Raw genomic sequence first — 21,979 nt, forward strand, 5'->3', positions numbered from 1 at the left:
GAGCAATGGATTGAAGCTCCATGTGTCGGCGGTTCGATTCCGTCTCGCGCCATTTATATATTTTGGAAGGGTAGCGAAGAGGCTAAACGCGGCGGACTGTAAATCCGCTCCTTCGGGTTCGGGGGTTCGAATCCCTCCCCTTCCATTTTACGGGCATAGTTTAAAGGTAGAACTAAGGTCTCCAAAACCTTCAGTGTGGGTTCAATTCCTACTGCCCGTGTTAATAGAATTATGGCGGGTGTGGTGAAGTGGTTAACACACCAGATTGTGGCTCTGGCATGCGTGGGTTCGATCCCCATCACTCGCCTATTTTATATTATTGGGGTATAGCCAAGCGGTAAGGCAAGGGACTTTGACTCCCTCATGCGTTGGTTCGAATCCAGCTACCCCAGTTACTATTTGCCGGCGTGGCGGAATTGGCAGACGCGCTGGACTCAAAATCCAGTGTCCGCAAGGACGTGCCGGTTCGACCCCGGCCGCCGGTATAGTATTAAAGACAAGGTTTTCGGACCTTGTCTTTTTCTTTTATTTGTTGAATTTGTAACGCTGAGTTACTTAAAATTACTAGTTTTATAACAAATCATCTAATTTATCCGCTAATTTTTGTTGCTTGCTTGGATACAAATGAGAGTATGTATCTATTGTTGTAGTTATAGAAGCATGTCCTAATCTTTCTTTTACGACAAGATAATCTTCTCCTTGGTTTATTAGTAGGGAAGCATGTGAATGCCTGAAGTCATGAATTCTTATTTTTTTTAAAGAACTATCTCTTTGTAATATTTTTTTATATTGTTTTTCGATTGAATCCTTAGTTATCGTAATCGGGCTATTTTGAAATATCTGTAGATCATCTAGGTTGGTTGTAAATTCTTTTAATCTTTCATGCTGTGTTTGCCTCCATTCTTCTAGTGTCTCCACTAGTTTGGTGTTCATGATGATTCTTCGGGTTCCAGCTTTTGTCTTTGTACTACTAATGTGTTCTTCACCTTTTTTAACGTATATTGATTTACTTACATGGATTGTATTTGTAGAAAACTCTATGTCCTTCCACGTTAGAGCAAGAGCTTCTCCGAGTCTTAGACCAGTAAAAAATAGAACTGTGAATAGTAATTTTATATTGTATTCATCGTTGCTAAATAGTGTTAAGAAATGCTTAAATTCTTTTACTGTCCAGAAATTTAATTTTACTTTTTCTATGGGTAATTTTTTCAGTAATCCTACGGGATGTTCCTTGTAAAATCCCTTTCTTAATCCAACATCCAGAATTTTCTTTAGTAAAATTATAATTTTATTAATAGTGTTTGGACTTAGCTTCTTTTCTGAGTTTTGAGTATTTTTATCTCTTAGATGTTCTCTGAATTGATAGATATCTTCATAAGTTAATTTAGCTACATCATCAACTTTTTCAAAATAGTTTTTTATATGCCTGTTATAGTTGTTTTCTTGTGTATCTATATAGCTTTGTTTTCTGTTGTTTATTCTATCCTCTTCTTTTAAGAGATCATAAAGGATATCAATTGATATTTTTGAGTTGAAACTTTTTTCTTTAAGTTCGACACTTCGTAAGTATTGTTCGGCCTCCAATGCTTCTTTTTTAGTTTTGAATCCTTTTCTTACAATTCTACGTTGTTTTAGAGATATTGGATTTATACCATTGGAAACATCAACAATCCAAGTTCCGTCTCTACTTTTACGTAAAGCCATAAGCTACGCTTCTTTCTGGAGTTCAATTCCTAATAGTTCTTCTGCGACACTGGCTGGAATTGTACCAATCCTTTTGTTATCGTAGATGTTAAAACCACGATTCACTAATAGTAATTTGCCGGTATGGATAATCTTTCTTGCAGTTCCTGGAGCAAATCCAAGTTCGATAAGGTCATCTTTTGTTACAGTTTTAATCATGTGATCTCCTTTTCTAATTAGATTAACTAAGGGGAGGATTAACTCCCCTTGTATTTTACTTATTTTTGTTTTACATCTACTAAATGGATAGCATCAGCCTTGTAATACATTGTCGTGCTAATCATAGTAGCTTGTAAATTGTCAAATGTAACTGGTACTTCATCCATTGCTTGGATATAGTCATTATCAACCAAGGCATCTGGATTGTCTACTGAGACTTGGGTTGATTTCTTTTTGAATTGTCCATCCTTGATTGTTACATTGTATTTCCAACCAATGATTTTATCGGTATTAAAACGTCTTTCGCTACCATCTCGGTTTTTGATAATTTCTCCGTTTGCATCTGCTCGGACTTCCGTTTCAAATTTTGGAATGACTTCATCCAATTCAAATTTTGTTCCAATGTTATTAAAATTCCAGTCATTTTGTGAAAGCATTTTTGCCATAGTTAATTTCTCCTTTTAATATTTTCTTTGATTGTAGGGATCAAATCCTCTCGTTTAAAGAGTATTGCTCTTTCTATTAATCCACTTGCTAAATCTGGTGGATATTCCATATTGTTGAGTGCGAGATAGTTAGCTTTCTCATACTCATGCAGTAAGTTATTGTCGTATAGAAATTTATACGCTTTTAGAATAGCTCCTGAACCTTTATAGGTAAACCATTCTAATTTTTGTTCTAGTTCTGTTTTTGATTTTGAAATAATGATAGAGACGGGTTTTGAATGGCCTAAAAACTTTTCCCAAGATCTCAAAGGTTTTGAGAAATAGCTATCACTATAGAACCTCACTTTTTCTTTGAGATATCCCTTGGTAAAGTTGAGAAGATCTATTTCTGAATGCAACCATTCTTGAATGAAGTAGTGAGCTTTTTCTTTCCTAAGTTCTAACTCAGTTCTTATCCAATTTTCTATATACCGCTTGCTGATACCGAGCTTCTCAGCTCGTTCTAAGCGTTTATCGTAAATTCTAAGTCTTTCGTCATCATTGGGTTTTCTCAAATATAAGGTCTGGCCGATTGTTTCATCTCCGTAGGTATTGTAGTAGGTGCTTTTTCCATATATAAAGCGTTTCTTCTGACAAATCTTTAGAAGCTGATTAGGAGTGAAATAGGGTGTTTCATTAAAATCATCTATTGCAATATCAATTCGTCTTACTGAAAAATGATTGTAATTGTAGTAGAGGTTGTTCAAAAACTGTCTTTCGGACAGACTATTTGGATCTAATACCATATCTCTATAGAACTCGAGTGCCTGTCCTGACATGACAAGCATGTAGGACGACTCTTTCGCTCCATAGTAGATACGGATATTCCCATAATGAAGCTGGCTATCATAGTTATAGTATTTAAGGCTCCCTTTATTCTCAATAAATAGGTCATAGTCAAGAAATAGAATGTCTTCGATTATTTCTCTTGGCGAAAATTCAGTCTTATCAAACTGAATTTGAATCCAGTCAAATACAGAACGTAAATGTTCATTTTTTGCCATAGATTTTGATTCAACTTTTTGCTTAATTTTGCCACCCTTAAAATCTCCGAAACCCTTGGAAATACTGAATTCTTTCGATGGTACACCTAACTTGCAGAGGGTGGTGTTACTACACACCCTATCGGTCAAAAATGGTCCGTCCGCATCTACGCTCATTTTCGGCTTTCTGCCTCATGGCTCAGCCGAAAACTCGCTATTAGCCGAACCTATTTTTTGACCTCTTGTTAACAAACCCTAGTAAGCCGGTTTGCATCGACTCTTCAATATCTTGGATTTTCTTTTTTAGGTTGGAATTCTCAATTTTTATCAGTCGCATTTCTCGCTTAAATTCCTGTTTTAAGGCGCTCAGTTCATCGTAGAGCTCATCTATTACTTGGTTTAGGGATTCATGTTCATTGTCTGCTAGACTCCCAAATACGGCTTGTATAGCCTCTTTTAGACCTATTTCAAGTTTTAGTTTAGCTAACTTTTGAAATTGTCTAAGGTCTTCGTCTGTAAAATCATAGGCAACTGTATAACTTAATTGATGAGTTCTGGGATTTCTACTGATAGGAACTTTAATTTTCTTAAATTCCTTGCCACTTATCTCTTTAATCAGTTGAATCCAATTTTTAAGAGTAGAGGTAGAGTTTAGGCCAGAAATTTGATTGACTAACTCTTTATTGGTCATCTTTTTGTGAAACCTCCGAAATTTTCTTGTGCAACTGAAGAGTTTTCTGTGGTATAATTGTTACATAATATGTTTTGATCTTGGAACGAACGGCACATTTGTTTCAAGATTTTTTATTTTGTCGAATCCTACCTCCTTTATTAAAATTTTTTAAATCGACTACTAGTTACATACGCTTTTACCTCCTTTTATGCTATAATATTCTCAATGGAATATTCAATCTCAAAATAAATATTCCTTATGGAATAATTCTATTTTATACCGTTTAGAATATTTTGTCAAGCTAAAATATACGAATAAGAATATCTATAGGAGAATTATGTATACAGAGGATTATAAATTTTCAGAGAGGTTAAAAACTCTCAGAAAATCAAAAAAGTTAACTCAAGTACAAATATCGGAATTAATTGGAGTTCAACAAGGGACATATTCTCGGTGGGAGAATGGAACGTTAGAACCAGGATTAGAATTCGTTGTGAAATTAGCAAATATCTTTGGGACTACTACAGATTATTTGCTGGGACAAAAACCTTATTCAATTATCAGTAGTTTACCTCTAGAACAATTAGATCTTACCAATATTGCAAACTTTTCAAAGGATGAGTTTGATATTTTGAAACATTCAATAGCAGTTTCGGTGGCAAGAAATAAAATAAAGGCAACAGAACTAAAAGATAGAGTTATAGAAAAAAATCAGTTGTCAGAAAAAGATGCAGAACTTTTGAATAAGATTTTTGAAGAAGTTAAAACTTATTGGGAAAATTAGGAGGACGCTAGTCTTCAAAATTCCCTCCCAAAATGTGTCCAAAATATTGACAGAATTCTAGCTTTTCATTATAGTTCTTATGGAACTTTTTTTCTACAACAAAATAGGCTCCATAATATCCATAGGGGATTTACCCACTACAAATAGTATAGAGCCGGTTTTATTAATGTCCTGCATTTCCTAATAAGTTAACCATGACAACACCAATGATAATCAAAATTAAACCGATAATGCTATAAACATTTAGTGTTTCTTTGAAAATCATTACTGCGATAGAGGCTGTCAAAACTAAACCGACAGCTGACCATGTTGCATAAGCTATTCCTAAAGGAATTTTTTGCATTGCTAGTGAGAGGAAATAGAAACAAACGCCATAGCTAAGTAGGGCAGAAACGGTTGGAATAGGCTTTGTAAAACCGTCTGATAATTTCAAAAGGTTAGTTCCCAATATCTCTCCTACAATGGCGATAAAAAGATAAAAGTATGACATGTCTTTAACCTCCTATATGTCATGTTTTTGCTCTAAGAGCTATTATAGCTATCCGTTTTTTATAAATCTTGGCACAAGTCATGAGAATTTGTAGTAAAACTGTGGCAGACACTTTTTCAGAACCAATAGCTGATAAGTTTAGTATATCATAAGATAAATTAAAAAAAAAGTCTTGATTTATTTCAATGTCTTGCGTGGTCTCGATTTTACTGGTAAAATTACTTTTAAGAACTTTAAAAAAGAGGTTTCTATATTTGACAAAACAATGACTTGTTGTCCCGAATGTGGGCATCCTTTGGAGAAAAAATTTTTAAAAGATGAGGGAGATATTCCTTATTGTTCACAATATGCGAGTTTTCGTTTTCCAGTCTTTAATACAGCAATTAGTGCGATTTTATTTAATGAAAAACATGATAAGATTCTCTTGATTAAGCAATATGACATGGCTGAGCATATTTTGCTAGCTGGTTATGTGTCTAATGATATTCACAACCAATTTCTACAATCATTAAAGGCAATTAATTTAGCCTCTCTTATTACGGATATGGGTAATAAAATTGCACAAAACTAGTCCAAAACTCTTTTTAATAAGGAGTATACTTTCTAGCATTTTATAGTTACTAAAAAGTATCTAAACTTTGGAAGTGATACTAAGTTTTAAAAAATATTATGGAAAAAAAGCTTATAAAATCAATATTTCTGAGATTTAAAACTAATAATATTAGACTCAAAATCCAGTGTCCGCAAGGACGTGCCGGTTCGACCCCGGCCGCCGGTATAGTATAGAGTTAAGGAACGTTGTAAATCTTCGTTCCTTTTTTATATTATTTTTGGTATAATAATAGTTATTCAAATTTTATTTAGATTATGAAAGTGTAGGGGAGTATGTCTTGTTCTATCGATTTATTAAAACATCGGTATTTGAAAAATATTAAAAAAAATGCTGAATTGTATGTCGGAATTGAGCTGGAATATCCAGTTGTAAATTTGGAAGGGGATGCTACAGATGTTGAAGTTATCAAACACTTATTCCGATATTTAGTTTTTTCTTTTGATTTAACTGTCGAAAAGGTTGATGATTTTGGGAATCCTATCCAGTTAGTAGATCCAGTTAGTCAAGATGCTATTTTATTTGAAGTTTCCTATACTACGATTGAGTTTGCATTTGGTAAGGCTGAAACAATACAAGAGGTTGAAGAACGTTTTAGTATTTATATGGAAGCAATCCAGAAGAAGTTAGCTGAATCAAATCATGCTATTGTTGGCTGTGGTATTCATCCCAACTGGGATAAAAATGATAATTGTCCAGTGGCTTACCCACGCTATCAGATGTTGATGGACTATTTGAATTTGAGTAGAAATGTGACTAAATCAGACTTACATCAATTCCCTGAATACGGAGCGTTTATTTGTGGGAGTCAGGTTCAGTTGGATGTTTCAAAGTCTAACTACTTACGAGTGATTAATGCTTTTACCCAAATTGAAGGGGCTAAGGCTTATTTATTTGCAAACTCTGAGTTTACAGGTGCGGATTGGGATACAAAAATCTCAAGAGATATTTTCTGGGAAGAATCGATGCATGGTATCTATCCAGAGAATGTTGGTGTCAATGCTAGGCTCTTTAAAGATGAGGATGATTTTTTTGATTATCTAGATCATTCTGCAATTTTTACTGCGGAACGTGATGGACAAACCTATTATTTTTATCCGATTCAGGCTAGGGACTATTTAGCTACACCTGAAATACAAGCATTTTCTCTTAATTGGGAAGAGGTTCTTATTTCCCCTCAAGAGAAAGATTTTGAAACTCATCGTAGCTATCAGTACCAAGACTTAACGACTCGCGGAACAGTTGAGTTTCGTAGTGTGTGTACTCAACCTCTAGATAGAACCTTCGCTTCAGCAGCTTTTCACTTGGGATTGTTGGTTAATTTAGATAAGTTAGAAGCTTACTTAAGTACAGCACCTTTTTTTACAGCATTTGGCCGAAATTATAAGTTTTTAAGGCGACAATTTTCTAAGAAAAAGCTTACAGATCAGGAAGAAACTGCAATTATAGAGTTTTCAAAAGACTTAGTCCTTTTAGCTGAGGAAGGACTGGAGATGCGAAATAAGCAAGAAATGACCTATTTACAGCCTTTGAAAGAAGAATTGAGCCTATAATTTCTCTTATAAAAGGAGAATTTTCTGAAAAATCATGATATAATGGATGAGACTATAGATAAAGGATAGAGAGTAATGACATTAGTTTATCAATCAACGCGTGATGCCAACAATACAGTAACTGCTAGCCAAGCAATTTTGCAAGGTTTGGCAACGGATGGTGGTTTGTTTACACCGGTTACTTATCCAAAGGTAGATTTGGACTTTGACAAATTGAAATATGCTTCTTATCAGGAAGTTGCTAAGATTGTTTTGTCAGCATTTTTAGATGACTTTACAGCTGAAGAGTTGGACTACTGTATCAACAATGCCTATGATAGCAAGTTTGATACTCCAGCTATCGCACCATTAGTGAAATTAGACGGGCAATATAACTTGGAACTTTTCCATGGTTCAACAATTGCTTTTAAGGATATGGCCTTGTCTATCTTGCCATACTTTATGACGACTGCTGCTAAGAAACATGGTTTGGAAAATAAGATTGTCATCTTGACAGCGACATCTGGCGACACGGGGAAAGCTGCTATGGCAGGGTTTGCGGATGTGCCTGGAACTGAGATTATCGTCTTTTATCCAAAGGATGGTGTCAGCAAGGTTCAAGAGTTGCAAATGACTACTCAGACTGGTGATAATACTCATGTTATCGCTATTGATGGTAACTTTGATGATGCTCAAACAAATGTGAAGCATATGTTTAACGATGTAGCCCTTCGTGAAAAGTTGGCTACCAATAAACTGCAATTTTCATCTGCCAACTCTATGAATATCGGTCGTTTGGTGCCACAGATTGTTTATTATGTTTATGCCTATGCTCAGTTGGTTAAGACTGGTGAGATTGTGGCTGGTGATAAGGTCAACTTCACAGTACCAACAGGAAATTTTGGAAATATCTTGGCTGCCTTTTATGCTAAGCAAATTGGTCTACCAGTTGGCAAATTAATCTGTGCTTCAAATGACAACAATGTTTTGACAGACTTTTTCAAGACACGTGTTTACGACAAGAAACGTGAGTTTAAAGTGACTACTAGTCCATCTATGGATATTTTGGTATCTTCAAACTTGGAGCGTTTGATTTTCCATCTTTTAGGTAATGATGCGGTTAAAACAGCTGAACTTATGAATGCCTTGAACAAGCAAGGACAATATGAGTTGACAGACTTTGATGCAGAGATTTTGGACCTCTTTGCAGCTGAATATGCGACTGAGGAAGAAACGGCAGCAGAAATCAAGCGTGTTTATGATACAGATGCCTATATCGAGGATCCACATACGGCGGTTGCCTCGGCAGTTTATAAGAAATACCAAGCGGCTACTGGCGATGTGACTAAGACAGTGATTGCTTCAACAGCGAGTCCATACAAGTTCCCAGTGGTTGCAGTAGAAGCTGTAACAGGTAAAGTAGGCTTGACTGACTTTGAAGCCTTGGCTCAATTACATGATATTTCAGGAGTTGCAGTACCACCAGCAGTTGACGGGCTTGAAACAGCTCCTGTTCGTCACAAGACAACAGTGGCAGCTGCTGATATGCAAGCAGCGGTTGAGGCTTATCTAGGACTTTAAGACAGAGGGAGTAAACTCGGTTGGGAAACCAACTGAGTTTCTTTTCATCAGGAGGAAGGATTGTTTAAGAAAAATAAAGACATTCTTAATATTGCCTTGCCAGCTATGGGCGAAAATTTTTTGCAGATGCTCATGGGGATGGTGGATAGTTACTTAGTAGCCCACTTGGGCTTGATAGCTATTTCGGGTGTATCAGTAGCTGGCAATATTATCACGATTTATCAGGCGATTTTCATCGCTCTGGGAGCTGCTATTTCCAGTGTTATTTCAAAAAATTTGGGGCAGAAGGATCAATCTATGCTAGCCTATCATGTGACTGAGGCATTGAAGATTACCTTACTATTAAGTTTCCTTTTAGGATTTTTGTCCATCTTCGCTGGGAAAGAGATGATAGGACTTTTGGGGACGGAGAGAGATGTAGCTGAGAGTGGTGGACTCTACCTATCTTTGGTAGGCGGATCGATTGTTCTCTTAGGTTTAATGACTAGTCTGGGAGCCTTGATTCGTGCAACGCATAATCCACGTCTGCCTCTCTATGTTAGTTTTTTATCCAATGCCTTGAATATTCTTTTTTCAAGTCTAGCTATTTTTGTTCTGGATATGGGGATAGCTGGTGTTGCTTGGGGGACAATTCTGTCTCGTTTGGTAGGTCTTGTGATTTTATGGTTACAATTAAAACTTCCTTATGCGAAGCCAACTTTTGGACTGGATAAAGACTTACTGACTTTGGCAATACCAGCAGCTGGAGAGCGACTGATGATGCGAGCTGGAGATGTCGTGATCATTGCCTTGGTTGTTTCTTTTGGAACAGAGGTAGTTGCTGGGAATGCAGTCGGAGAAGTCTTGACCCAGTTTAACTACATGCCTGCCTTTGGCGTCGCTACGGCAACGGTCATGCTGGTGGCTCGAGCGGTTGGAGAGGATAATTGGAATAGAGTAGATAAGTTGAGTAAACAAGCCTTTTGGCTTTCTCTGGTCCTCATGTTACCCTTGACCTTCAGTATCTATGCTTTGGGTATACCACTAACTCATCTCTATACGACTGATTCTCTAGCGGTGGAGGCTAGTGTACTAGTGACACTTTTTTCACTACTTGGTACTCCTATGACGATAGGAACAGTCATCTATACAGCAGTCTGGCAGGGTTTGGGCAATGCTCGGCTTCCCTTTTATGCGACAAGTATAGGAATGTGGTGTATCCGCATTGGAACAGGGTATCTGATGGGGATTGTGCTTGGTTGGGGCTTGCCCGGTATTTGGGCCGGAACCCTTTTGGATAATGGTTTTCGCTGGTTATTTCTACGCTATCGTTACCAGCGCTATGTGAGCTTGAAAGGATAGGAAATGCAAAAAACAGCTTTTATTTGGGATTTAGACGGGACTTTATTGGACTCTTACGAAGCGATTTTGTCAGGAATTGAGGAAACTTTTGCTCAGTTTTCTATTCCTTATGATAAGGAGCAGGTGAGAGAGTTTATTCTCAAGTTTTCTGTGCAGGATTTGCTGGAGAAAGTTGCGGAAGAGCGAAAACTGGATGTCGAGGTGCTAAATCAGGTGCGTGCCCAGAGTCTGGCTGAGAAGAATGCTCAGGTAGTTTTGATGCCAGGTGCGCGTGATGTGCTAGCTTGGGCAGAGGAATCAGGAATTCAGCAGTTTGTTTACACTCATAAGGGAGATAATGCTTTTGCCATTCTCAGAGATTTGGGTTTGGAATCCTATTTCACAGAGATTTTAACCAGTCAGAGTGGCTTTGCGCGGAAGCCAAGTTCAGAAGCGGCTACCTATCTGATAGACAAGCATCAGTTGAATCCTGACAATACTTATTATATAGGGGATCGGACTCTGGATGTGGAATTTGCCCAGAATAGTGGGATTCAAAGCCTCAACTTTTTAGAGTCGACTTATGAAGGTAATCACAGGATTCAAGCGTTAGCAGATATTTCCCGTATTTTTGAGGCTGAGCAATAAAAAGATTGTGTCAGTTTTGTGACAGAGACCTAACAAACTATTTCAAGTAACCGAGTTTGTTACAAGGAATAGACAGTTCTATTAAATAGGCCCGAGAGGGCTTTTTTTCTGCATTTTTTGTGTTATCATAGACAGGTACTCATTTGAAAGGAATTTGAAAGAATGAAGAAAAGAATATTATTAGCCTCAACAGTAGCCTTGTCATTTGCCCCAGTATTGGCAACTCAAGCAGAAGAAGTTCTTTGGGCTGCACGTAGTGTTGAGCAAATCCAAAATGATTTGACTAAAACGGACAACAAAACAAGTTATACCGTTCAGTATGGTGATACCTTGAGCACCATTGCAGAAGCCTTGGGTGTAGATGTCACAGTTCTTGCGAATTTGAATAAAATCACGAATATGGACTTGATTTTCCCAGAAACTGTTTTGACAACGACTGTCAATGAAGCTGAAGAAGTAACAGAAGTTGAAATCCAAACTCCTCAAGCAGACTCTAGTGAAGAAGTGACAACTGCGACAGCAGATTTGACAACCAATCAAGTGACCGTAGATGATCAAACTGTTCAGGTTGCAGACCTTTCTCAACCAATTGCAGAAGCTCCAAAAGCGGTAGAAACTACAAGTACAAAAGAAGTGGCAACAAATTCAGAAGTTGCAGAGACAGTTGCTACTGTAAAAGAAGTAGCACCATCTACAAATACTTCAACGTCAGAGGAGCAAACAGCCGAGACAAGCAATGCAGTTGCAGAGGCAGCTCCTCAGGCAACAATTCCAGCTGAGAAAGAGGAAACACAAGCCAGCCCTCAAGCTGAATCAGCAGTGGAAGCAACTACAATACCAGTAGAAGAAACAGCACCTGAAACAACTGCAACAAGTTCAGAAGAAGCAAAAGAAGCCTCATCAAATGAAGCTACAACAGCAGTTTCTACTTATCAACCAGAAGAGAAGAAAACAGTTGCAACAACTTACGCAGCTCCAGCAGCGCCCGATTATGCTGGACTTGCGGTAGCGAAATCTGAAAATGCAGGCCTTCAACCACAAACAGCTGCCTTTAAAGAAGAAATTGCTAACTTGTTTGGCATCACATCCTTTAGTGGTTACCGTCCAGGAGACAGTGGAGATCACGGAAAAGGTTTGGCTATCGACTTTATGGTACCAGAAAGCTCAGAACTAGGGGATAAGATTGCGGAATACGCTATTCAAAATATGGCTAGCCGAGGAATTAGTTACATCATCTGGAAACAACGTTTCTATGCTCCATTCGATAGCAAATATGGACCAGCTAATACTTGGAACCCAATGCCAGATCGAGGTAGTGTGACAGAAAACCACTATGACCATGTTCACGTTTCAATGAATGGATAAACCAGACTTGGTAATATCATTTTTTACGAATGAGATCTAGCTTTCATGATTGGAAGTAAGTCTCGTTCGTTTTTCTTTGTCATACTCTTCGAAAGTCTCTTCAAACCACGTCAGTTTTATCTGCAACCTCAAAGCTGTGCTTTGAGCAACCTACGGATAGCTTCCTAGTTAGCTCTTTGACTTTCATTGAGTATCAATATGAATGGAAAATGGAAGTTACCATTTTGTAATGATTGAAGCAACATTCTTGCAATCAATTTTACTTTATAACACAATTGATTAGTCAACTATTGATAAATCAAGATAGGAGAAAGAAATGATAGAGATTCAAGATCTGCTTTATCAACTCCGCTTGTCTGAGCAAGCGAGTACGCAATTGTTTGAAAAAAGACTTGGGATTAGTTTGACACGGTATCAGATTTTATTATTTTTGCTGAAGCATTCCCCTTGTAATCAAATAGCGGTTCAGGAGCGTTTGAAGATTGATCAGGCTGCTTTGACCCGACATTTCAAAATTCTGGAAAAGGAAGGTTTGGTGGAGCGTCATCGTAATCCTGAAAATCAGCGAGAAGTGTTGGTGGAGGCTACGAAGTATGCCAAAGAGCAGTTAGTTGTGAATCCGCCTCTGCAGCATATCAAGGTTAAGGAAGAGATGGAAAGTATCTTAACAGAGTCTGAAAGAACAGAACTCAGCCGTTTAGTAAATAAATTGGTTTTGGGTATTGAAAATATAGAAATTTAAGGAGAAATAGATGTCAATTATTACAATCATTTTAGCAACGATTGTTGCTTTGGAGCATTTTTACATTTTTTATTTGGAAAGTATTGCAACGCAATCAGATGCAACCAGTCGAGTATTTAACATGGAAAAGGAAGAACTGGCTCGTCCGTCTGTAAGTTCATTGTTTAAAAATCAAGGGATTTATAATGCTCTGTTAGGAGTCTTTCTCTTGTATGGGATTTATTTCTCACAGAATTTAGAAATTGTGACTATTTTTGTTTTATTTGTGATTGGTGCTGCGGCTTATGGCTCTCTCACAGCAGATAAGAAAATTATTTTGAAGCAAGGTGGACCAGCTATTTTGGCCTTGATTAGTATTTTTCTCTTTAAATAAACTTTAATGCCGGTCTGATCCTCTCTAGTCCTTTTCACTCCAGAATAAGGGAAATATGTTATACTTGTTTTTAAGAAAAAGTCTCATTGAATTTGTTTTGAGGAGTAAGAAATGAAAGTATTAGTGACAGGTTTTGAGCCCTTTGGAGGGGAAAAGGTCAATCCAGCTTTGGAAGCCATTAAAGGTTTACCAGCTGAAATCCATGGTGCTGAGGTCCGTTGGCTAGAGGTGCCGACAGTTTTTCACAAATCGGCTCAAGTATTGGAAGAAGAAATGAGTCGTTATCAACCTGACTTTGTCCTTTGTATCGGCCAAGCAGGTGGAAGAACCAGCTTGACACCTGAGCGAGTGGCTATAAATCAAGACGATGCACGCATTCCTGATAACGAAGGTAATCAGCCGATTGACCTTCCCATTCGTCCAGATGGTGCTCCGGCTTACTTTAGTAGTTTGCCGATTAAAGCGATGGTTCAAGCTATAAAAAAAGAGGGATTGCCGGCCTCTGTTTCCAATACTGCAGGGACTTTTGTCTGCAATCATTTGATGTATCAGGCCCTCTATTTGGTAGAAAAGAAATTTCCCCATGTTAAGGCAGGTTTTATGCATATTCCTTATATGATGGAACAGGTGGTGAATCGACCGACCACTCCAGCTATGAGTTTAGTGGATATTAGGCGAGGGATAGAAGCGGCAATCGGCGCCATTATAGAACATGGAGATGAGGACCTCAAGTTGGTAGGCGGAGAAACTCATTGATAGAAAAAAAGCTTGAGGGAAAACCTTCAAGCTTTTGGACGTTTTCGAGCCAATACTGCTCGGTAAAAAATCATTTTATTGATTTGAATGTAGGGTAGGAGTGAGAAACTAGCAATTCCAAAGGTAATCCAATTGAGGACGTACCAAGGAAGGAGTTGTAAGTCTAGGACAAAGCGCTGAAATTTGTAGCCTTTCATCAGGAAACGGCTGGTTTTTAGGATTTGTCCTGGTTTGGCTTGTCCTAAGTCTAGGGTGTCACAGAGGAGAAATTCTACCTGCGAATAGGCATAGTATTGTGGGATATAGAGACTAGTTCCGACAATCATCAAGAGGATACTTGCTAGAAAGTAAAGACCAAAGGTCATGAGGAAACGCTCGGTTTCAATTGACGTGAGATCCAGATTGGGAAACTCAGGATGAAGGGCAATGAATTTCTTTGCAAGAAAGCTACTGTAAAAAAGGAAGTAAATTCCAAGCAAACTAGGAATGCTCCATAAGAAGAGATAGAAACGTTTGAGAAGGAGAGTCAAAAAGGTTTGTGAAAAGTGCTCTTCATTAAAGAGAGTGAGACTATTTTTGATGGATAGTCCTGTATCGGGATTCTTGATGAGTTTCAGCGTTGTATAGACGGAACTGGTTAGAAGTATTGTTCCGATAAAGGAGACTAATAGAGGAAAAAGGTAGGCTTGGAATACATGGCCAAACACGCTTAAAAAGGGTTGTTCTAAAACACTCTCGTTGATGCGCTCTAAGGGATTGAGGAAGCCAGACAAGATGACCAGTATACTAGGTAAGAGATAGACGAGAAAGAGGCGGGGATTTTCAGCCTGAAATTGTCTGGCTTGCAGACGAACGGTTTTTAAATCAATTTTTGGGTATTTCATTCTCTCATTATACCATAAATAGTACATAGCTTGCTAATCCTTTGAAACCAGTGGACTTCTAGCGTGTTAAGTAAAAGTGAATACGAAATTGAATACGACACTACTTTTAGCTGGAGCGGATGAAATCCATAAGCTGATTAACGACTTCAACACGTTGATTATCGTTGATGTGGGTATACATGTCAAGGGTAGTTTGAACATTATTATGACCTAATCTGTCCGAAATAATTTTTGCTGTAACACCAGCTTCAAATAGGAGAGAAGCGTGTGTATGTCTAAACCCGTGAGGCGAAATTTTTTTAAGATTATTGTGTTTACGAAAGAATCTTAAAAGTTTCACTTTCATAGTTGCGGCTAAAAGCCATCCCCCGCTATTGTTCGTAAAAATATAATTCGAATCATGTTTATAAGGTACACCGGCCTGGAAATATTCTTTTATTTGCTGACGTTTCCAGATTTTCAATACATTTAGAGTTTCATCATCTAAAGTGATAACCCTCTTACTCATTTTGGTTTTAGGGTCCTGAACAGTTTGTTTTTTATTAACAACGACTGCTGTCCGAGAAATGCTTAATCGTTTATTTTCAAAATCAACATCTGACCACATGAGTCCGATAGCTTCTCCAGTTCTCAATCCTGAAAAAGCGAGTAAGTGAAAAAAAGTGTAGTCTACTGGTTTGCAATTTGCTTGGTAAACTTTAAGAAACTCGGTTAGTTCCTGTTTTGTATAGTAGTTTTCTTTGCCCTTTAAAGGCCTATTTTTAGGCTTGATAATCTTGTCTAATGGATTTGACTTAATAATGTCAATAGAAGTGGCATACTTGAAAATACGGCTGATTACAGAGTAGTAATTGGCATAGAGGATATAGCGATTACTTAACTTGATAGCAACCTTTTGACAATAAGCTACACTGATCTGCTGGATTTTCATATCTGTAAAATACAAGTCAATCATAACATCAAGTTTTTTCTTAACGTTCTGATATGTTGTTGGTTTTACAGTGTTTTTATAGCTATCTAGCCATAACTCAGCGACTTCAGCGAAAGTAGGGTTCTGGAAATCTTCATTATTTGAAAAACCATTCTCTTCAACATCTAAGAGAAGGTCGCGTTCGGCAGCCTTTGCCTCTTTTATGGTTTTAAAACCACGGCGTGTTGTGCGTTTTTCTTTTCCAGTGGCAGGGTCTATGCCCAGATATGTTTGAAAGAGATATCTAGTCTCTCCTTTTTTTGTAATATATTTTTTTATCATAAAAAGTCCTTTCTTTTCGATTGCTTGCCCGCATAGTTGAAAAGGTGTAGAACTTGTGATAAACTATAGGTGTATTTTTTTATCGTCCTTTCCATTGCTTGCTAGATGGAAAGTTGAATCCTCACACTCAAAGTTTGGCGATGGCGAGTGTGGGGATTTTTTTATTGTACGATGATTTCACCAACAGGGATAATATCTTTTTGTTTTGAAGATTTTGCGATTAGATCATATTGGTCAGCAGATTTTTCATAACCAAGGGAAAGAGTAGTATTGTCGTCTGGTAACTTTTTAGCAAATTCAGAAATAGCCATACGAATCAAAGTGATTGCATTGTTTTGGTCAGTAGTAGCAGAATTAGAATTAACTGCATCTAGAGATTCTTTTGCGCTATCCTTAGCCGTTCCAGTTAGCAAAATCATGATTGTATCATGCGGTTCGGATGAATCTGAATCGATTACGTTGTTTTGGATTTTTACGCTTATTGCGCCAGTTGATTCAGGGTCTAATTTTGATTTAATTTCAGAGATTAAATCATCATATTTACTGTTATCTACTTTGGCTTTTGTGTTTGTTGAAGTAGTATTCTTTTGCTCCGTTTTTGGTTGCTCCGAGCTATCTTTGGTAGCCGATTGATTGTTAGAGCAGGCTACTAGAACTGTAGCACTAAGCAAGATAGCTGATGTTGTTAGTAGTTTTTTCATGGGTATTCTCCTTTTTTATTTTTCTCTATACAAATCTACGACTTCCCCGATAATTCGGAAGTCGGTGTCTGGTGTGATTGGCATATCCTTGTATGCAGGATTCAAACTATGTAAGTAGGCTTGTTCTGTATCAATAACCAGTTGCTTGATATATGCTTCCCCATTGTAGTTAAACACTCCGATTACTCCGTCATTCAAGTCAACGCTTGTCTGGATAAATACCAGGTCGCCATCGTGATAGTCAGGTTCCATAGAGTCCCCTTTTATTGGAATAACAAAGTCAGCATCTACATCTACTGGTAACTCAATCCGTTCCACTCGTACATCGTTCAAATACTGTCCAGTACCAGCAGAAGCAGCGTGGTCGTAGTAGTCGTAACCATAGAGTTGAACAACTTTCTCCGATACTTCGTTTTTCTTCGTATTTTCTTCGTTTTTTTGTTCATTCAGTTGACTCTCGGCATAGGTCAGGACTTTGCCCTGTCTAGGTGGTTCTAGTTGGTCGTAGATGGATTGGATTTGGGAAGAGGTAGGGAGCTGAGTAGATTCATTTTGAGAAGGGAAAAAATCGTCTATTGAAACACCAAAAATATCGCAAAGTTCAAAGAGCATATCTTGGTTGGCTTTCCTATCCCCTTTTTCATATCTACTAATAGTTTGTTTAGTAGTATTCAATCTTTTTGCAAGTTCATCTTGGGTAAATCCAGCCGATTTACGAAACGTCTTAATTTGTGTTCCGATATATTTTTTTAAATCCATTTTATTCCCCTCAATTTCTATAGTTGTTATAAGTAGATTATATAAAAAAGTCACCGAAAACGCAACTTTTTTTATTTTTTAATTAAAAAACTGTTGACAAGTCACCGAAATGGTGATATACTATAATCAAGCTTAAGGGAAAGGAGGTAAGGCAAATGATGGAACACATCATAAAAAGCCTAGCAAACAAAGACACTGCAACCGTCATCTTGGTACTAGGCTTAGTTAGAGAAGCACGCTTGTGGCACAAACAAATTTTAGAACACAAACGTAAGCTTCAAAACAAAAAGTAGAGAAAGGGGCGACGCCCCAACCTCTACTTGATAGTGTATCATCATTTGCCGTGAAAAGCAATGGATGAAAATATTGGCTTGATAATCCTAGCAGGATTTGTGATTGTATCTTTCACTATCCGTCGGATAGTGAAGTACCGATGTGATAAAAAAGATAAGGAGTAGAAAAATGGAAAGTGTTGAAATTGTTGAACTAATAAAAGTTACATTTAAACGGGGGAAAGGAACAGAAGATGATCCGATTAGAGTTGTAACTCAGTATTGGGACAAAGAAAATGTATTAATCTTTGAGAAAGATTAATTATCTCTTCTTTCGATAGAATTTCGGTAGGAATCAGGTAATAGGTTATATATGTCTAGAATTTTTTTAGGTTGTGTGATTCGATTATCTACAATCAAGTTGATAAAACTTAACAATGATAAAGCTAACTCTTTGTTATCTTTTATGTCTATTTGACCTGGATGTACAGCATTATTCCCTATTACTCTAACACTGTCTAGCATTTGTTGGATTTCTATTGGCATTCCTTTAGAGACAAGACTTCCGATTTGGGTATTTAAATCTTTACCTTGTGCGTTTAAATGAGTAACAAGCTTTTCAATAGCTAGACGGGATAGAGCTGCAGAAGCTCTAGGCGATATATTTAGAACTTCTCCAGCTTCAATATAGATTTCTTTCACATCGTCAGGCATATCATTATTAGGTTTAGGTACTCCTTCGGCAACATTTGGGAAAATTAATGTCGACGTTGCATCGCTTGTGTTTAATACTATCCTGGAGCCATACGTTATTTGGATTTCATTTGTTATCCAAATAGAAAATTGATTACAAGCCTGACATTGTGCAATTATAATAAATTTGATAGATTCTTTGTAATCTCTATTGATATCAATAGGATTATAAGTCCATAAATGGGAAGAGAAACCTGAACATACAGGGCATTGAAATGCTTTTGAATTGCCTGCGAAGCGACTGCCTAGGCTTAATTTAGAAAGATCAAATGACATATTTTTTCTCCAATCATTTTTATTTTGATTATACCACATTTGAAAGGTAGTTAGAATTGGAAGATAAAATCATAGAACTTGCTGATTACTTCATCAGAGAGAACACAACGTACAGAGAAGCTAAAATAGCATGTGAGAAGCTATTGAAACAAGTCAGCCATGAGATTGAACTCAGGGCGCTGGAAAGTAAGATTAGACGAATTTAGATAAGGAGGTAGGAATGTGCAAATTTATCTGTACCAACTAAGAAAAGAAAAAGGCATTACTCAGAAAGAATTAGCCCAAAAACTTGGTATTTCAGAAACTGCATATCGTCAGAAAGAGAAGGGGCAGAGCGCTTTTACTCAAGATGAAATGTTTTTCTTGCGTAGCTTTTTTGATAAACCTTTGCAAGATATTTTTTTACCAAGAAAGTCACCAAAACGGTAACAATGTAATTAAAACAAAAAAGCACCTGACGGGAATCAGGTACTTAATTAAACAATTTAAACCATTATATCACAAAAATGCTTGCCCGCATAGTTGAGAGGATGTAGAAAATGGAAGGTATCACGTTACAATTACGATTGGACGGCGAAAGTGCTGAATTGTTCACAAATCAATTATTGACCTTTGCTGAGAAGCAAGTCAAGGAGCAGTTAGAGAATGATCGCATGCCAATCAATCAACAGGCTTTGATGAAGAAGTTTGGCTTCACTCATGGCTATATTAAGAAGTTAGAACGTAAAGGCTTAAGATTTCGTAAGCAAGGGAAAGATATTATGTACGATGTCAATGATGTTTATGAGATTTTAGAATTAGAAAAAGAAGTACGAAAATTAAGAGCATAAGGAGATAAAAATGTTTGAACCACCGATTATTAGCCAGCTACTAGGAGCAGGCGCCTTAGTCATTGGGTTTCTAGGAGCAGGAATCCTAGCACACCAACGAGAGCAACAGGAACTTGAAGAAAGACGACTGCAGGAAGAACAAGACACGAAAAATGTCAGAGATTTTAATAAAATCCTTGAGATGGGGCGTGATATTGAACGTCAGAAAATCCGTGAGAATATTCGTCGTCCATTCCCTGGATTTACCTATGATAATGAAAAGCCAGAGGGATTAGAACCCGAACGCTTGGCCTTGCCAGAACCACGGAGCGTACGATATGCAAATCGTATGGGATAGACAAGCGTGGGATTTATCCACTTGCAAGCGTCGAGAGAAAATGCGTGACCTTGAGATGATGGCGCATATGCAACATGAAATAGATGATCTCAAGAAGCAATTGCAAAAGGAACAATCTTTAAGAAAGAGATTAGAAGCAGAGAATTTTCAATTGAAACTAAGGAGAAAATAATGAACAGAAAATATAAAACCAAAGGAACACAAGAACCAACACCACGTATCAGAGTAGCTCGCGAACACTATGAGCGTATTATAGACCTCGCGGATGAGTGTGATATGAAATTGATTGACGTTTTAAACCAGCTACTTGATTTCGCTCTTGAATATGCGGAAGTTGAAGAGATTCAAATCCCTGTCAAATCTTTAAGAGTCGGAGGAGAAAAAGATGGTGACGATTAATAAACTAGAAATTGAAAACGTCAAACGTGTTAAAGCGGTCAAATTAGAGCCGTCAGCGACTGGATTGACAATCGTGGGTGGAAATAACAACCAGGGGAAAACAAGCGTACTGGACGCGATTGCTTGGGGGCTGGGAGGCAATAAGTATAAACCTAGTCAAGCACACCGAGAAGGTAGTACAATTCCGCCTAGCTTAAAAATCACGCTATCAAATGGCTTGATTGTAGAGCGCAGTGGTAAGAACAGCACTCTCAAGGTGATTGACCCAAGCGGCAATAAGGCTGGTCAAAACTTGCTGGATAGCTTCGTGGAAGAACTGGCTATCAACTTACCAAAATTCATGGAGCAGACCAGCAAAGAGAAGGCTAAGACATTGTTGCAAATTATCGGAGTTGGTCCGCAGTTAGCTGAACTGGAAATGCAAGAAAAGGCCAAGTATGACGAGCGCCACGCAATCGGTGTGATTGCTGATCAGAAGGAAAAGTTTGCGAAAGAACAACCTTACTACCCAGAGGCACCGAAAGAATTGGTCTCTATCTCTGAGCTTATTCAACAGCAACAGGCTATCCTTGCTACGAATGGCGAGAATGCTCGTAAGCGCCAGAACTTGGTATCTATCCAAAATCAACATGACTCAGCAGCTGCAGAGGTTGAGCGATTGGAGAAATTGCTGGCTGACGCAAAAGCAAAAGAAAGTCAGCTGGCTCAAGACTTGGCTATTGCGAATACCGACGCTATGGATCTTCTCGATGAATCGACTGAGGAGATTGAAAACAACATCGCAGAGATTGACGAAATCAATCGTAAAGTGCGTGCTAATCTGGACAAGGATAAAGCAGAAGAAGATGCCAAGGGTTATCGCGAGCAATACAAGGAACTTGATAATGTGATTGCTGACATCCGCAAGCAGAAGACAGACTTGCTTACAAACGCAGATTTACCGTTACCTGGTTTGTCCGTGGATGATGGCGAATTGCTCTACCTTGGACAGCGCTGGGATAACATGTCTGGTAGTCAGCAGCTGCAAGTTGCGACTGCCATCGTGCGTAAGTTGAAGCCAGAATGTGGCTTTGTGCTAATTGACAAGCTAGAACAAATGGATCAACTAACTCTACAAGAATTTGGCGCGTGGCTTGAGCAGGAAGGATTGCAAGCAATTGCGACTCGTGTATCAACAGGAGATGAATGTAGCATCCTGATTGAAGACGGGTATAGCGTGAAGCCAGAAGTGACACAAGCACCTAAAACATGGCAAGGTGGATTTTAAAAATT

Annotated in this window: 29 protein-coding genes and 5 tRNA genes; 23 read left to right on the top strand and 11 right to left on the bottom strand. The window is 37.9% G+C overall.

All coding sequences use genetic code 11. The annotated features are described in order from the left end of the window. Positions 1–64: 64 nt before the first annotated feature. From M1G05_RS08990 to M1G05_RS09010, 5 genes are all read left to right on the top strand, one after another. Positions 65–145 (top strand) — tRNA-Tyr (locus tag M1G05_RS08990). A gap of 4 nt (positions 146–149) precedes the next feature. Beyond that, a tRNA-Trp gene (locus tag M1G05_RS08995) sits at positions 150–220 on the top strand. 14 nt (positions 221–234) lie between these two features. After that, a tRNA-His gene (locus tag M1G05_RS09000) sits at positions 235–307 on the top strand. 13 nt (positions 308–320) lie between these two features. Then, a tRNA-Gln gene (locus M1G05_RS09005) sits at positions 321–392 on the top strand. A 9-nt stretch (positions 393–401) separates the two neighbouring features. Beyond that, positions 402–485: transfer RNA gene (locus M1G05_RS09010), tRNA-Leu, on the top strand. Between the two features lie 85 nt (positions 486–570). Here the strand turns inward: M1G05_RS09010 and M1G05_RS09015 are convergent. Genes M1G05_RS09015 through M1G05_RS09035 form a run of 5 tightly spaced genes read right to left on the bottom strand, consistent with a single transcriptional unit; the run spans position 571 to position 4,061 of the window. Continuing rightward, positions 571–1,704 (bottom strand): tyrosine-type recombinase/integrase, encoded by a 1,134-nt coding sequence (locus tag M1G05_RS09015; protein WP_009732034.1) that lies wholly within the window; start codon positions 1,702–1,704, stop codon positions 571–573. 3 nt (positions 1,705–1,707) lie between these two features. Continuing rightward, the gene (locus tag M1G05_RS09020) at positions 1,708–1,902 is read right to left on the bottom strand and encodes a DUF3173 domain-containing protein (protein ID WP_000598356.1); all 195 of its coding nucleotides are present in this window, start codon (positions 1,900–1,902) and stop codon (positions 1,708–1,710) included. Between the two features lie 59 nt (positions 1,903–1,961). Next, on the bottom strand, positions 1,962–2,348 hold the full coding sequence (locus M1G05_RS09025; RefSeq protein ID WP_001096843.1) for a hypothetical protein: 387 nt from the start codon (positions 2,346–2,348) through the stop codon (positions 1,962–1,964). A gap of 2 nt (positions 2,349–2,350) precedes the next feature. Further along, positions 2,351–3,547 carry a replication initiation factor domain-containing protein gene (locus M1G05_RS09030; RefSeq protein WP_045616578.1) on the bottom strand — a complete coding sequence of 399 codons (1,197 nt, stop codon included), beginning with the start codon at positions 3,545–3,547 and terminating at the stop codon, positions 2,351–2,353. Positions 3,548–3,587: 40 nt separating this feature from the next. Next, positions 3,588–4,061 carry a hypothetical protein gene (locus tag M1G05_RS09035; protein ID WP_000182279.1) on the bottom strand — a complete coding sequence of 158 codons (474 nt, stop codon included), beginning with the start codon at positions 4,059–4,061 and terminating at the stop codon, positions 3,588–3,590. 319 nt (positions 4,062–4,380) lie between these two features. Here M1G05_RS09035 and M1G05_RS09040 point away from each other — a divergent pair, with 319 nt between their 5' ends. Then, a complete protein-coding gene (locus tag M1G05_RS09040) occupies positions 4,381–4,827 on the top strand; it encodes a helix-turn-helix transcriptional regulator (protein WP_000287814.1) in 447 nt (148 codons plus the stop codon). A 163-nt stretch (positions 4,828–4,990) separates the two neighbouring features. On the opposite strand, the gene M1G05_RS09045 is transcribed toward M1G05_RS09040, so the two are convergent. Beyond that, entirely contained in the window at positions 4,991–5,317 is a 327-nt protein-coding gene (locus M1G05_RS09045; RefSeq protein WP_009732038.1) for a DMT family transporter, read from the bottom strand. A gap of 172 nt (positions 5,318–5,489) precedes the next feature. Between M1G05_RS09045 and M1G05_RS09050 the strand changes: the two genes are divergently transcribed. From M1G05_RS09050 to pcp, 9 genes are all read left to right on the top strand, one after another. Then, positions 5,490–5,888 (top strand): FmdB family zinc ribbon protein, encoded by a 399-nt coding sequence (locus M1G05_RS09050; protein WP_247953590.1) that lies wholly within the window; start codon positions 5,490–5,492, stop codon positions 5,886–5,888. Positions 5,889–6,202: 314 nt separating this feature from the next. Beyond that, positions 6,203–7,480: a glutamate-cysteine ligase family protein gene (locus M1G05_RS09055; RefSeq protein ID WP_049544508.1), complete on the top strand. Its 1,278-nt coding sequence runs from the start codon at positions 6,203–6,205 to the stop codon at positions 7,478–7,480. A 75-nt stretch (positions 7,481–7,555) separates the two neighbouring features. After that, complete coding sequence (gene thrC / locus M1G05_RS09060; RefSeq protein ID WP_247953591.1) at positions 7,556–9,040, top strand: threonine synthase; 1,485 nt, start codon at positions 7,556–7,558, stop codon at positions 9,038–9,040. A gap of 60 nt (positions 9,041–9,100) precedes the next feature. Next, entirely contained in the window at positions 9,101–10,381 is a 1,281-nt protein-coding gene (locus M1G05_RS09065; protein ID WP_247953592.1) for an MATE family efflux transporter, read from the top strand. Positions 10,382–10,384: 3 nt separating this feature from the next. Further along, the gene (locus M1G05_RS09070) at positions 10,385–11,008 is read left to right on the top strand and encodes an HAD family hydrolase (protein WP_247953593.1); all 624 of its coding nucleotides are present in this window, start codon (positions 10,385–10,387) and stop codon (positions 11,006–11,008) included. Positions 11,009–11,170: 162 nt separating this feature from the next. Further along, on the top strand, positions 11,171–12,373 hold the full coding sequence (locus M1G05_RS09075; RefSeq protein WP_247953594.1) for a LysM peptidoglycan-binding domain-containing protein: 1,203 nt from the start codon (positions 11,171–11,173) through the stop codon (positions 12,371–12,373). Between the two features lie 316 nt (positions 12,374–12,689). Continuing rightward, positions 12,690–13,115 carry a MarR family winged helix-turn-helix transcriptional regulator gene (locus tag M1G05_RS09080; RefSeq protein ID WP_238096562.1) on the top strand — a complete coding sequence of 142 codons (426 nt, stop codon included), beginning with the start codon at positions 12,690–12,692 and terminating at the stop codon, positions 13,113–13,115. A 10-nt stretch (positions 13,116–13,125) separates the two neighbouring features. Beyond that, positions 13,126–13,488 (top strand): DUF1304 domain-containing protein, encoded by a 363-nt coding sequence (locus M1G05_RS09085; protein WP_143952556.1) that lies wholly within the window; start codon positions 13,126–13,128, stop codon positions 13,486–13,488. Between the two features lie 111 nt (positions 13,489–13,599). Further along, a complete protein-coding gene (gene pcp / locus M1G05_RS09090) occupies positions 13,600–14,244 on the top strand; it encodes a pyroglutamyl-peptidase I (protein WP_247953595.1) in 645 nt (214 codons plus the stop codon). A 26-nt stretch (positions 14,245–14,270) separates the two neighbouring features. Here pcp and M1G05_RS09095 read toward each other — a convergent pair whose 3' ends face one another. From M1G05_RS09095 to M1G05_RS09110, 4 genes are all read right to left on the bottom strand, one after another. After that, complete coding sequence (locus M1G05_RS09095; RefSeq protein WP_247953596.1) at positions 14,271–15,128, bottom strand: DUF975 family protein; 858 nt, start codon at positions 15,126–15,128, stop codon at positions 14,271–14,273. 106 nt (positions 15,129–15,234) lie between these two features. Then, positions 15,235–16,380 carry a site-specific integrase gene (locus tag M1G05_RS09100; protein ID WP_247953597.1) on the bottom strand — a complete coding sequence of 382 codons (1,146 nt, stop codon included), beginning with the start codon at positions 16,378–16,380 and terminating at the stop codon, positions 15,235–15,237. 161 nt (positions 16,381–16,541) lie between these two features. After that, positions 16,542–17,081, bottom strand: a complete 540-nt coding sequence (locus M1G05_RS09105; protein WP_084887101.1) for a hypothetical protein — start codon at positions 17,079–17,081, stop codon at positions 16,542–16,544. 15 nt (positions 17,082–17,096) lie between these two features. Continuing rightward, positions 17,097–17,840: an XRE family transcriptional regulator gene (locus tag M1G05_RS09110; protein ID WP_247953598.1), complete on the bottom strand. Its 744-nt coding sequence runs from the start codon at positions 17,838–17,840 to the stop codon at positions 17,097–17,099. A 155-nt stretch (positions 17,841–17,995) separates the two neighbouring features. Between M1G05_RS09110 and M1G05_RS09115 the strand changes: the two genes are divergently transcribed. Both M1G05_RS09115 and M1G05_RS10035 read left to right on the top strand, forming a co-directional pair. Next, positions 17,996–18,133, top strand: a complete 138-nt coding sequence (locus M1G05_RS09115) for a hypothetical protein (protein ID WP_084887107.1) — start codon at positions 17,996–17,998, stop codon at positions 18,131–18,133. Between the two features lie 169 nt (positions 18,134–18,302). Then, on the top strand, positions 18,303–18,434 hold the full coding sequence (locus M1G05_RS10035; protein ID WP_258953754.1) for a hypothetical protein: 132 nt from the start codon (positions 18,303–18,305) through the stop codon (positions 18,432–18,434). Here the strand turns inward: M1G05_RS10035 and M1G05_RS09120 are convergent. After that, on the bottom strand, positions 18,431–19,141 hold the full coding sequence (locus M1G05_RS09120; RefSeq protein WP_084887109.1) for a DUF4145 domain-containing protein: 711 nt from the start codon (positions 19,139–19,141) through the stop codon (positions 18,431–18,433). The two genes, M1G05_RS10035 and M1G05_RS09120, sit on opposite strands and share 4 nt — an antisense overlap. Positions 19,142–19,363: 222 nt before the next feature. On the opposite strand from M1G05_RS09120, the gene M1G05_RS09125 reads away from it, so the two are divergent. The 6 genes from M1G05_RS09125 to M1G05_RS09150 all read left to right on the top strand — a co-directional run bounded on the left by M1G05_RS09125 (position 19,364) and on the right by M1G05_RS09150 (position 21,974). Beyond that, positions 19,364–19,570 carry a helix-turn-helix transcriptional regulator gene (locus M1G05_RS09125; protein WP_045763047.1) on the top strand — a complete coding sequence of 69 codons (207 nt, stop codon included), beginning with the start codon at positions 19,364–19,366 and terminating at the stop codon, positions 19,568–19,570. Positions 19,571–19,680: 110 nt separating this feature from the next. Further along, positions 19,681–19,971, top strand: coding sequence for a hypothetical protein (locus tag M1G05_RS09130; protein WP_084887111.1), 291 nt, complete (start codon positions 19,681–19,683; stop codon positions 19,969–19,971). A 10-nt stretch (positions 19,972–19,981) separates the two neighbouring features. Then, a complete protein-coding gene (locus M1G05_RS09135) occupies positions 19,982–20,308 on the top strand; it encodes a hypothetical protein (RefSeq protein ID WP_084887113.1) in 327 nt (108 codons plus the stop codon). Then, positions 20,289–20,480 carry a hypothetical protein gene (locus M1G05_RS09140; protein WP_084887115.1) on the top strand — a complete coding sequence of 64 codons (192 nt, stop codon included), beginning with the start codon at positions 20,289–20,291 and terminating at the stop codon, positions 20,478–20,480. The genes M1G05_RS09135 and M1G05_RS09140 overlap by 20 nt, the downstream gene beginning before the upstream one ends. After that, positions 20,480–20,707: a hypothetical protein gene (locus tag M1G05_RS09145; protein WP_084887117.1), complete on the top strand. Its 228-nt coding sequence runs from the start codon at positions 20,480–20,482 to the stop codon at positions 20,705–20,707. Before M1G05_RS09140 ends, M1G05_RS09145 begins: the two co-directional genes overlap by 1 nt. After that, on the top strand, positions 20,694–21,974 hold the full coding sequence (locus M1G05_RS09150; protein ID WP_084887119.1) for an AAA family ATPase: 1,281 nt from the start codon (positions 20,694–20,696) through the stop codon (positions 21,972–21,974). The genes M1G05_RS09145 and M1G05_RS09150 overlap by 14 nt, the downstream gene beginning before the upstream one ends. The last annotated feature ends 5 nt before the right edge of the window (positions 21,975–21,979 follow it).

The organism is Streptococcus mitis, from assembly GCF_023109515.1.
GTDB lineage: Bacteria > Bacillota > Bacilli > Lactobacillales > Streptococcaceae > Streptococcus > Streptococcus mitis_CS.

Excerpts from the sequence above, each read along its gene's own strand:
- M1G05_RS09015 (WP_009732034.1), bottom strand. The coding sequence starts at position 1,704 with ATGGCTTTACGTAAAAGTAGAGACGGAACTTGGATTGTTGATGTTTCC.
- M1G05_RS09020 (WP_000598356.1), bottom strand. The coding sequence starts at position 1,902 with ATGATTAAAACTGTAACAAAAGATGACCTTATCGAACTTGGATTTGCT.
- M1G05_RS09025 (WP_001096843.1), bottom strand. The coding sequence starts at position 2,348 with ATGGCAAAAATGCTTTCACAAAATGACTGGAATTTTAATAACATTGGA.
- M1G05_RS09030 (WP_045616578.1), bottom strand. The coding sequence starts at position 3,547 with ATGAGCGTAGATGCGGACGGACCATTTTTGACCGATAGGGTGTGTAGT.
- M1G05_RS09035 (WP_000182279.1), bottom strand. The coding sequence starts at position 4,061 with ATGACCAATAAAGAGTTAGTCAATCAAATTTCTGGCCTAAACTCTACC.
- M1G05_RS09040 (WP_000287814.1), top strand. The coding sequence starts at position 4,381 with ATGTATACAGAGGATTATAAATTTTCAGAGAGGTTAAAAACTCTCAGA.
- M1G05_RS09045 (WP_009732038.1), bottom strand. The coding sequence starts at position 5,317 with ATGTCATACTTTTATCTTTTTATCGCCATTGTAGGAGAGATATTGGGA.
- M1G05_RS09055 (WP_049544508.1), top strand. The coding sequence starts at position 6,203 with ATGTCTTGTTCTATCGATTTATTAAAACATCGGTATTTGAAAAATATT.
- thrC (WP_247953591.1), top strand. The coding sequence starts at position 7,556 with ATGACATTAGTTTATCAATCAACGCGTGATGCCAACAATACAGTAACT.
- M1G05_RS09070 (WP_247953593.1), top strand. The coding sequence starts at position 10,385 with ATGCAAAAAACAGCTTTTATTTGGGATTTAGACGGGACTTTATTGGAC.
- M1G05_RS09075 (WP_247953594.1), top strand. The coding sequence starts at position 11,171 with ATGAAGAAAAGAATATTATTAGCCTCAACAGTAGCCTTGTCATTTGCC.
- M1G05_RS09080 (WP_238096562.1), top strand. The coding sequence starts at position 12,690 with ATGATAGAGATTCAAGATCTGCTTTATCAACTCCGCTTGTCTGAGCAA.
- M1G05_RS09085 (WP_143952556.1), top strand. The coding sequence starts at position 13,126 with ATGTCAATTATTACAATCATTTTAGCAACGATTGTTGCTTTGGAGCAT.
- pcp (WP_247953595.1), top strand. The coding sequence starts at position 13,600 with ATGAAAGTATTAGTGACAGGTTTTGAGCCCTTTGGAGGGGAAAAGGTC.
- M1G05_RS09095 (WP_247953596.1), bottom strand. The coding sequence starts at position 15,128 with ATGAAATACCCAAAAATTGATTTAAAAACCGTTCGTCTGCAAGCCAGA.
- M1G05_RS09100 (WP_247953597.1), bottom strand. The coding sequence starts at position 16,380 with ATGATAAAAAAATATATTACAAAAAAAGGAGAGACTAGATATCTCTTT.
- M1G05_RS09105 (WP_084887101.1), bottom strand. The coding sequence starts at position 17,081 with ATGAAAAAACTACTAACAACATCAGCTATCTTGCTTAGTGCTACAGTT.
- M1G05_RS09110 (WP_247953598.1), bottom strand. The coding sequence starts at position 17,840 with ATGGATTTAAAAAAATATATCGGAACACAAATTAAGACGTTTCGTAAA.
- M1G05_RS09115 (WP_084887107.1), top strand. The coding sequence starts at position 17,996 with ATGATGGAACACATCATAAAAAGCCTAGCAAACAAAGACACTGCAACC.
- M1G05_RS10035 (WP_258953754.1), top strand. The coding sequence starts at position 18,303 with ATGGAAAGTGTTGAAATTGTTGAACTAATAAAAGTTACATTTAAACGG.
- M1G05_RS09120 (WP_084887109.1), bottom strand. The coding sequence starts at position 19,141 with ATGTCATTTGATCTTTCTAAATTAAGCCTAGGCAGTCGCTTCGCAGGC.
- M1G05_RS09130 (WP_084887111.1), top strand. The coding sequence starts at position 19,681 with ATGGAAGGTATCACGTTACAATTACGATTGGACGGCGAAAGTGCTGAA.
- M1G05_RS09135 (WP_084887113.1), top strand. The coding sequence starts at position 19,982 with ATGTTTGAACCACCGATTATTAGCCAGCTACTAGGAGCAGGCGCCTTA.
- M1G05_RS09140 (WP_084887115.1), top strand. The coding sequence starts at position 20,289 with ATGCAAATCGTATGGGATAGACAAGCGTGGGATTTATCCACTTGCAAG.
- M1G05_RS09145 (WP_084887117.1), top strand. The coding sequence starts at position 20,480 with ATGAACAGAAAATATAAAACCAAAGGAACACAAGAACCAACACCACGT.
- M1G05_RS09150 (WP_084887119.1), top strand. The coding sequence starts at position 20,694 with ATGGTGACGATTAATAAACTAGAAATTGAAAACGTCAAACGTGTTAAA.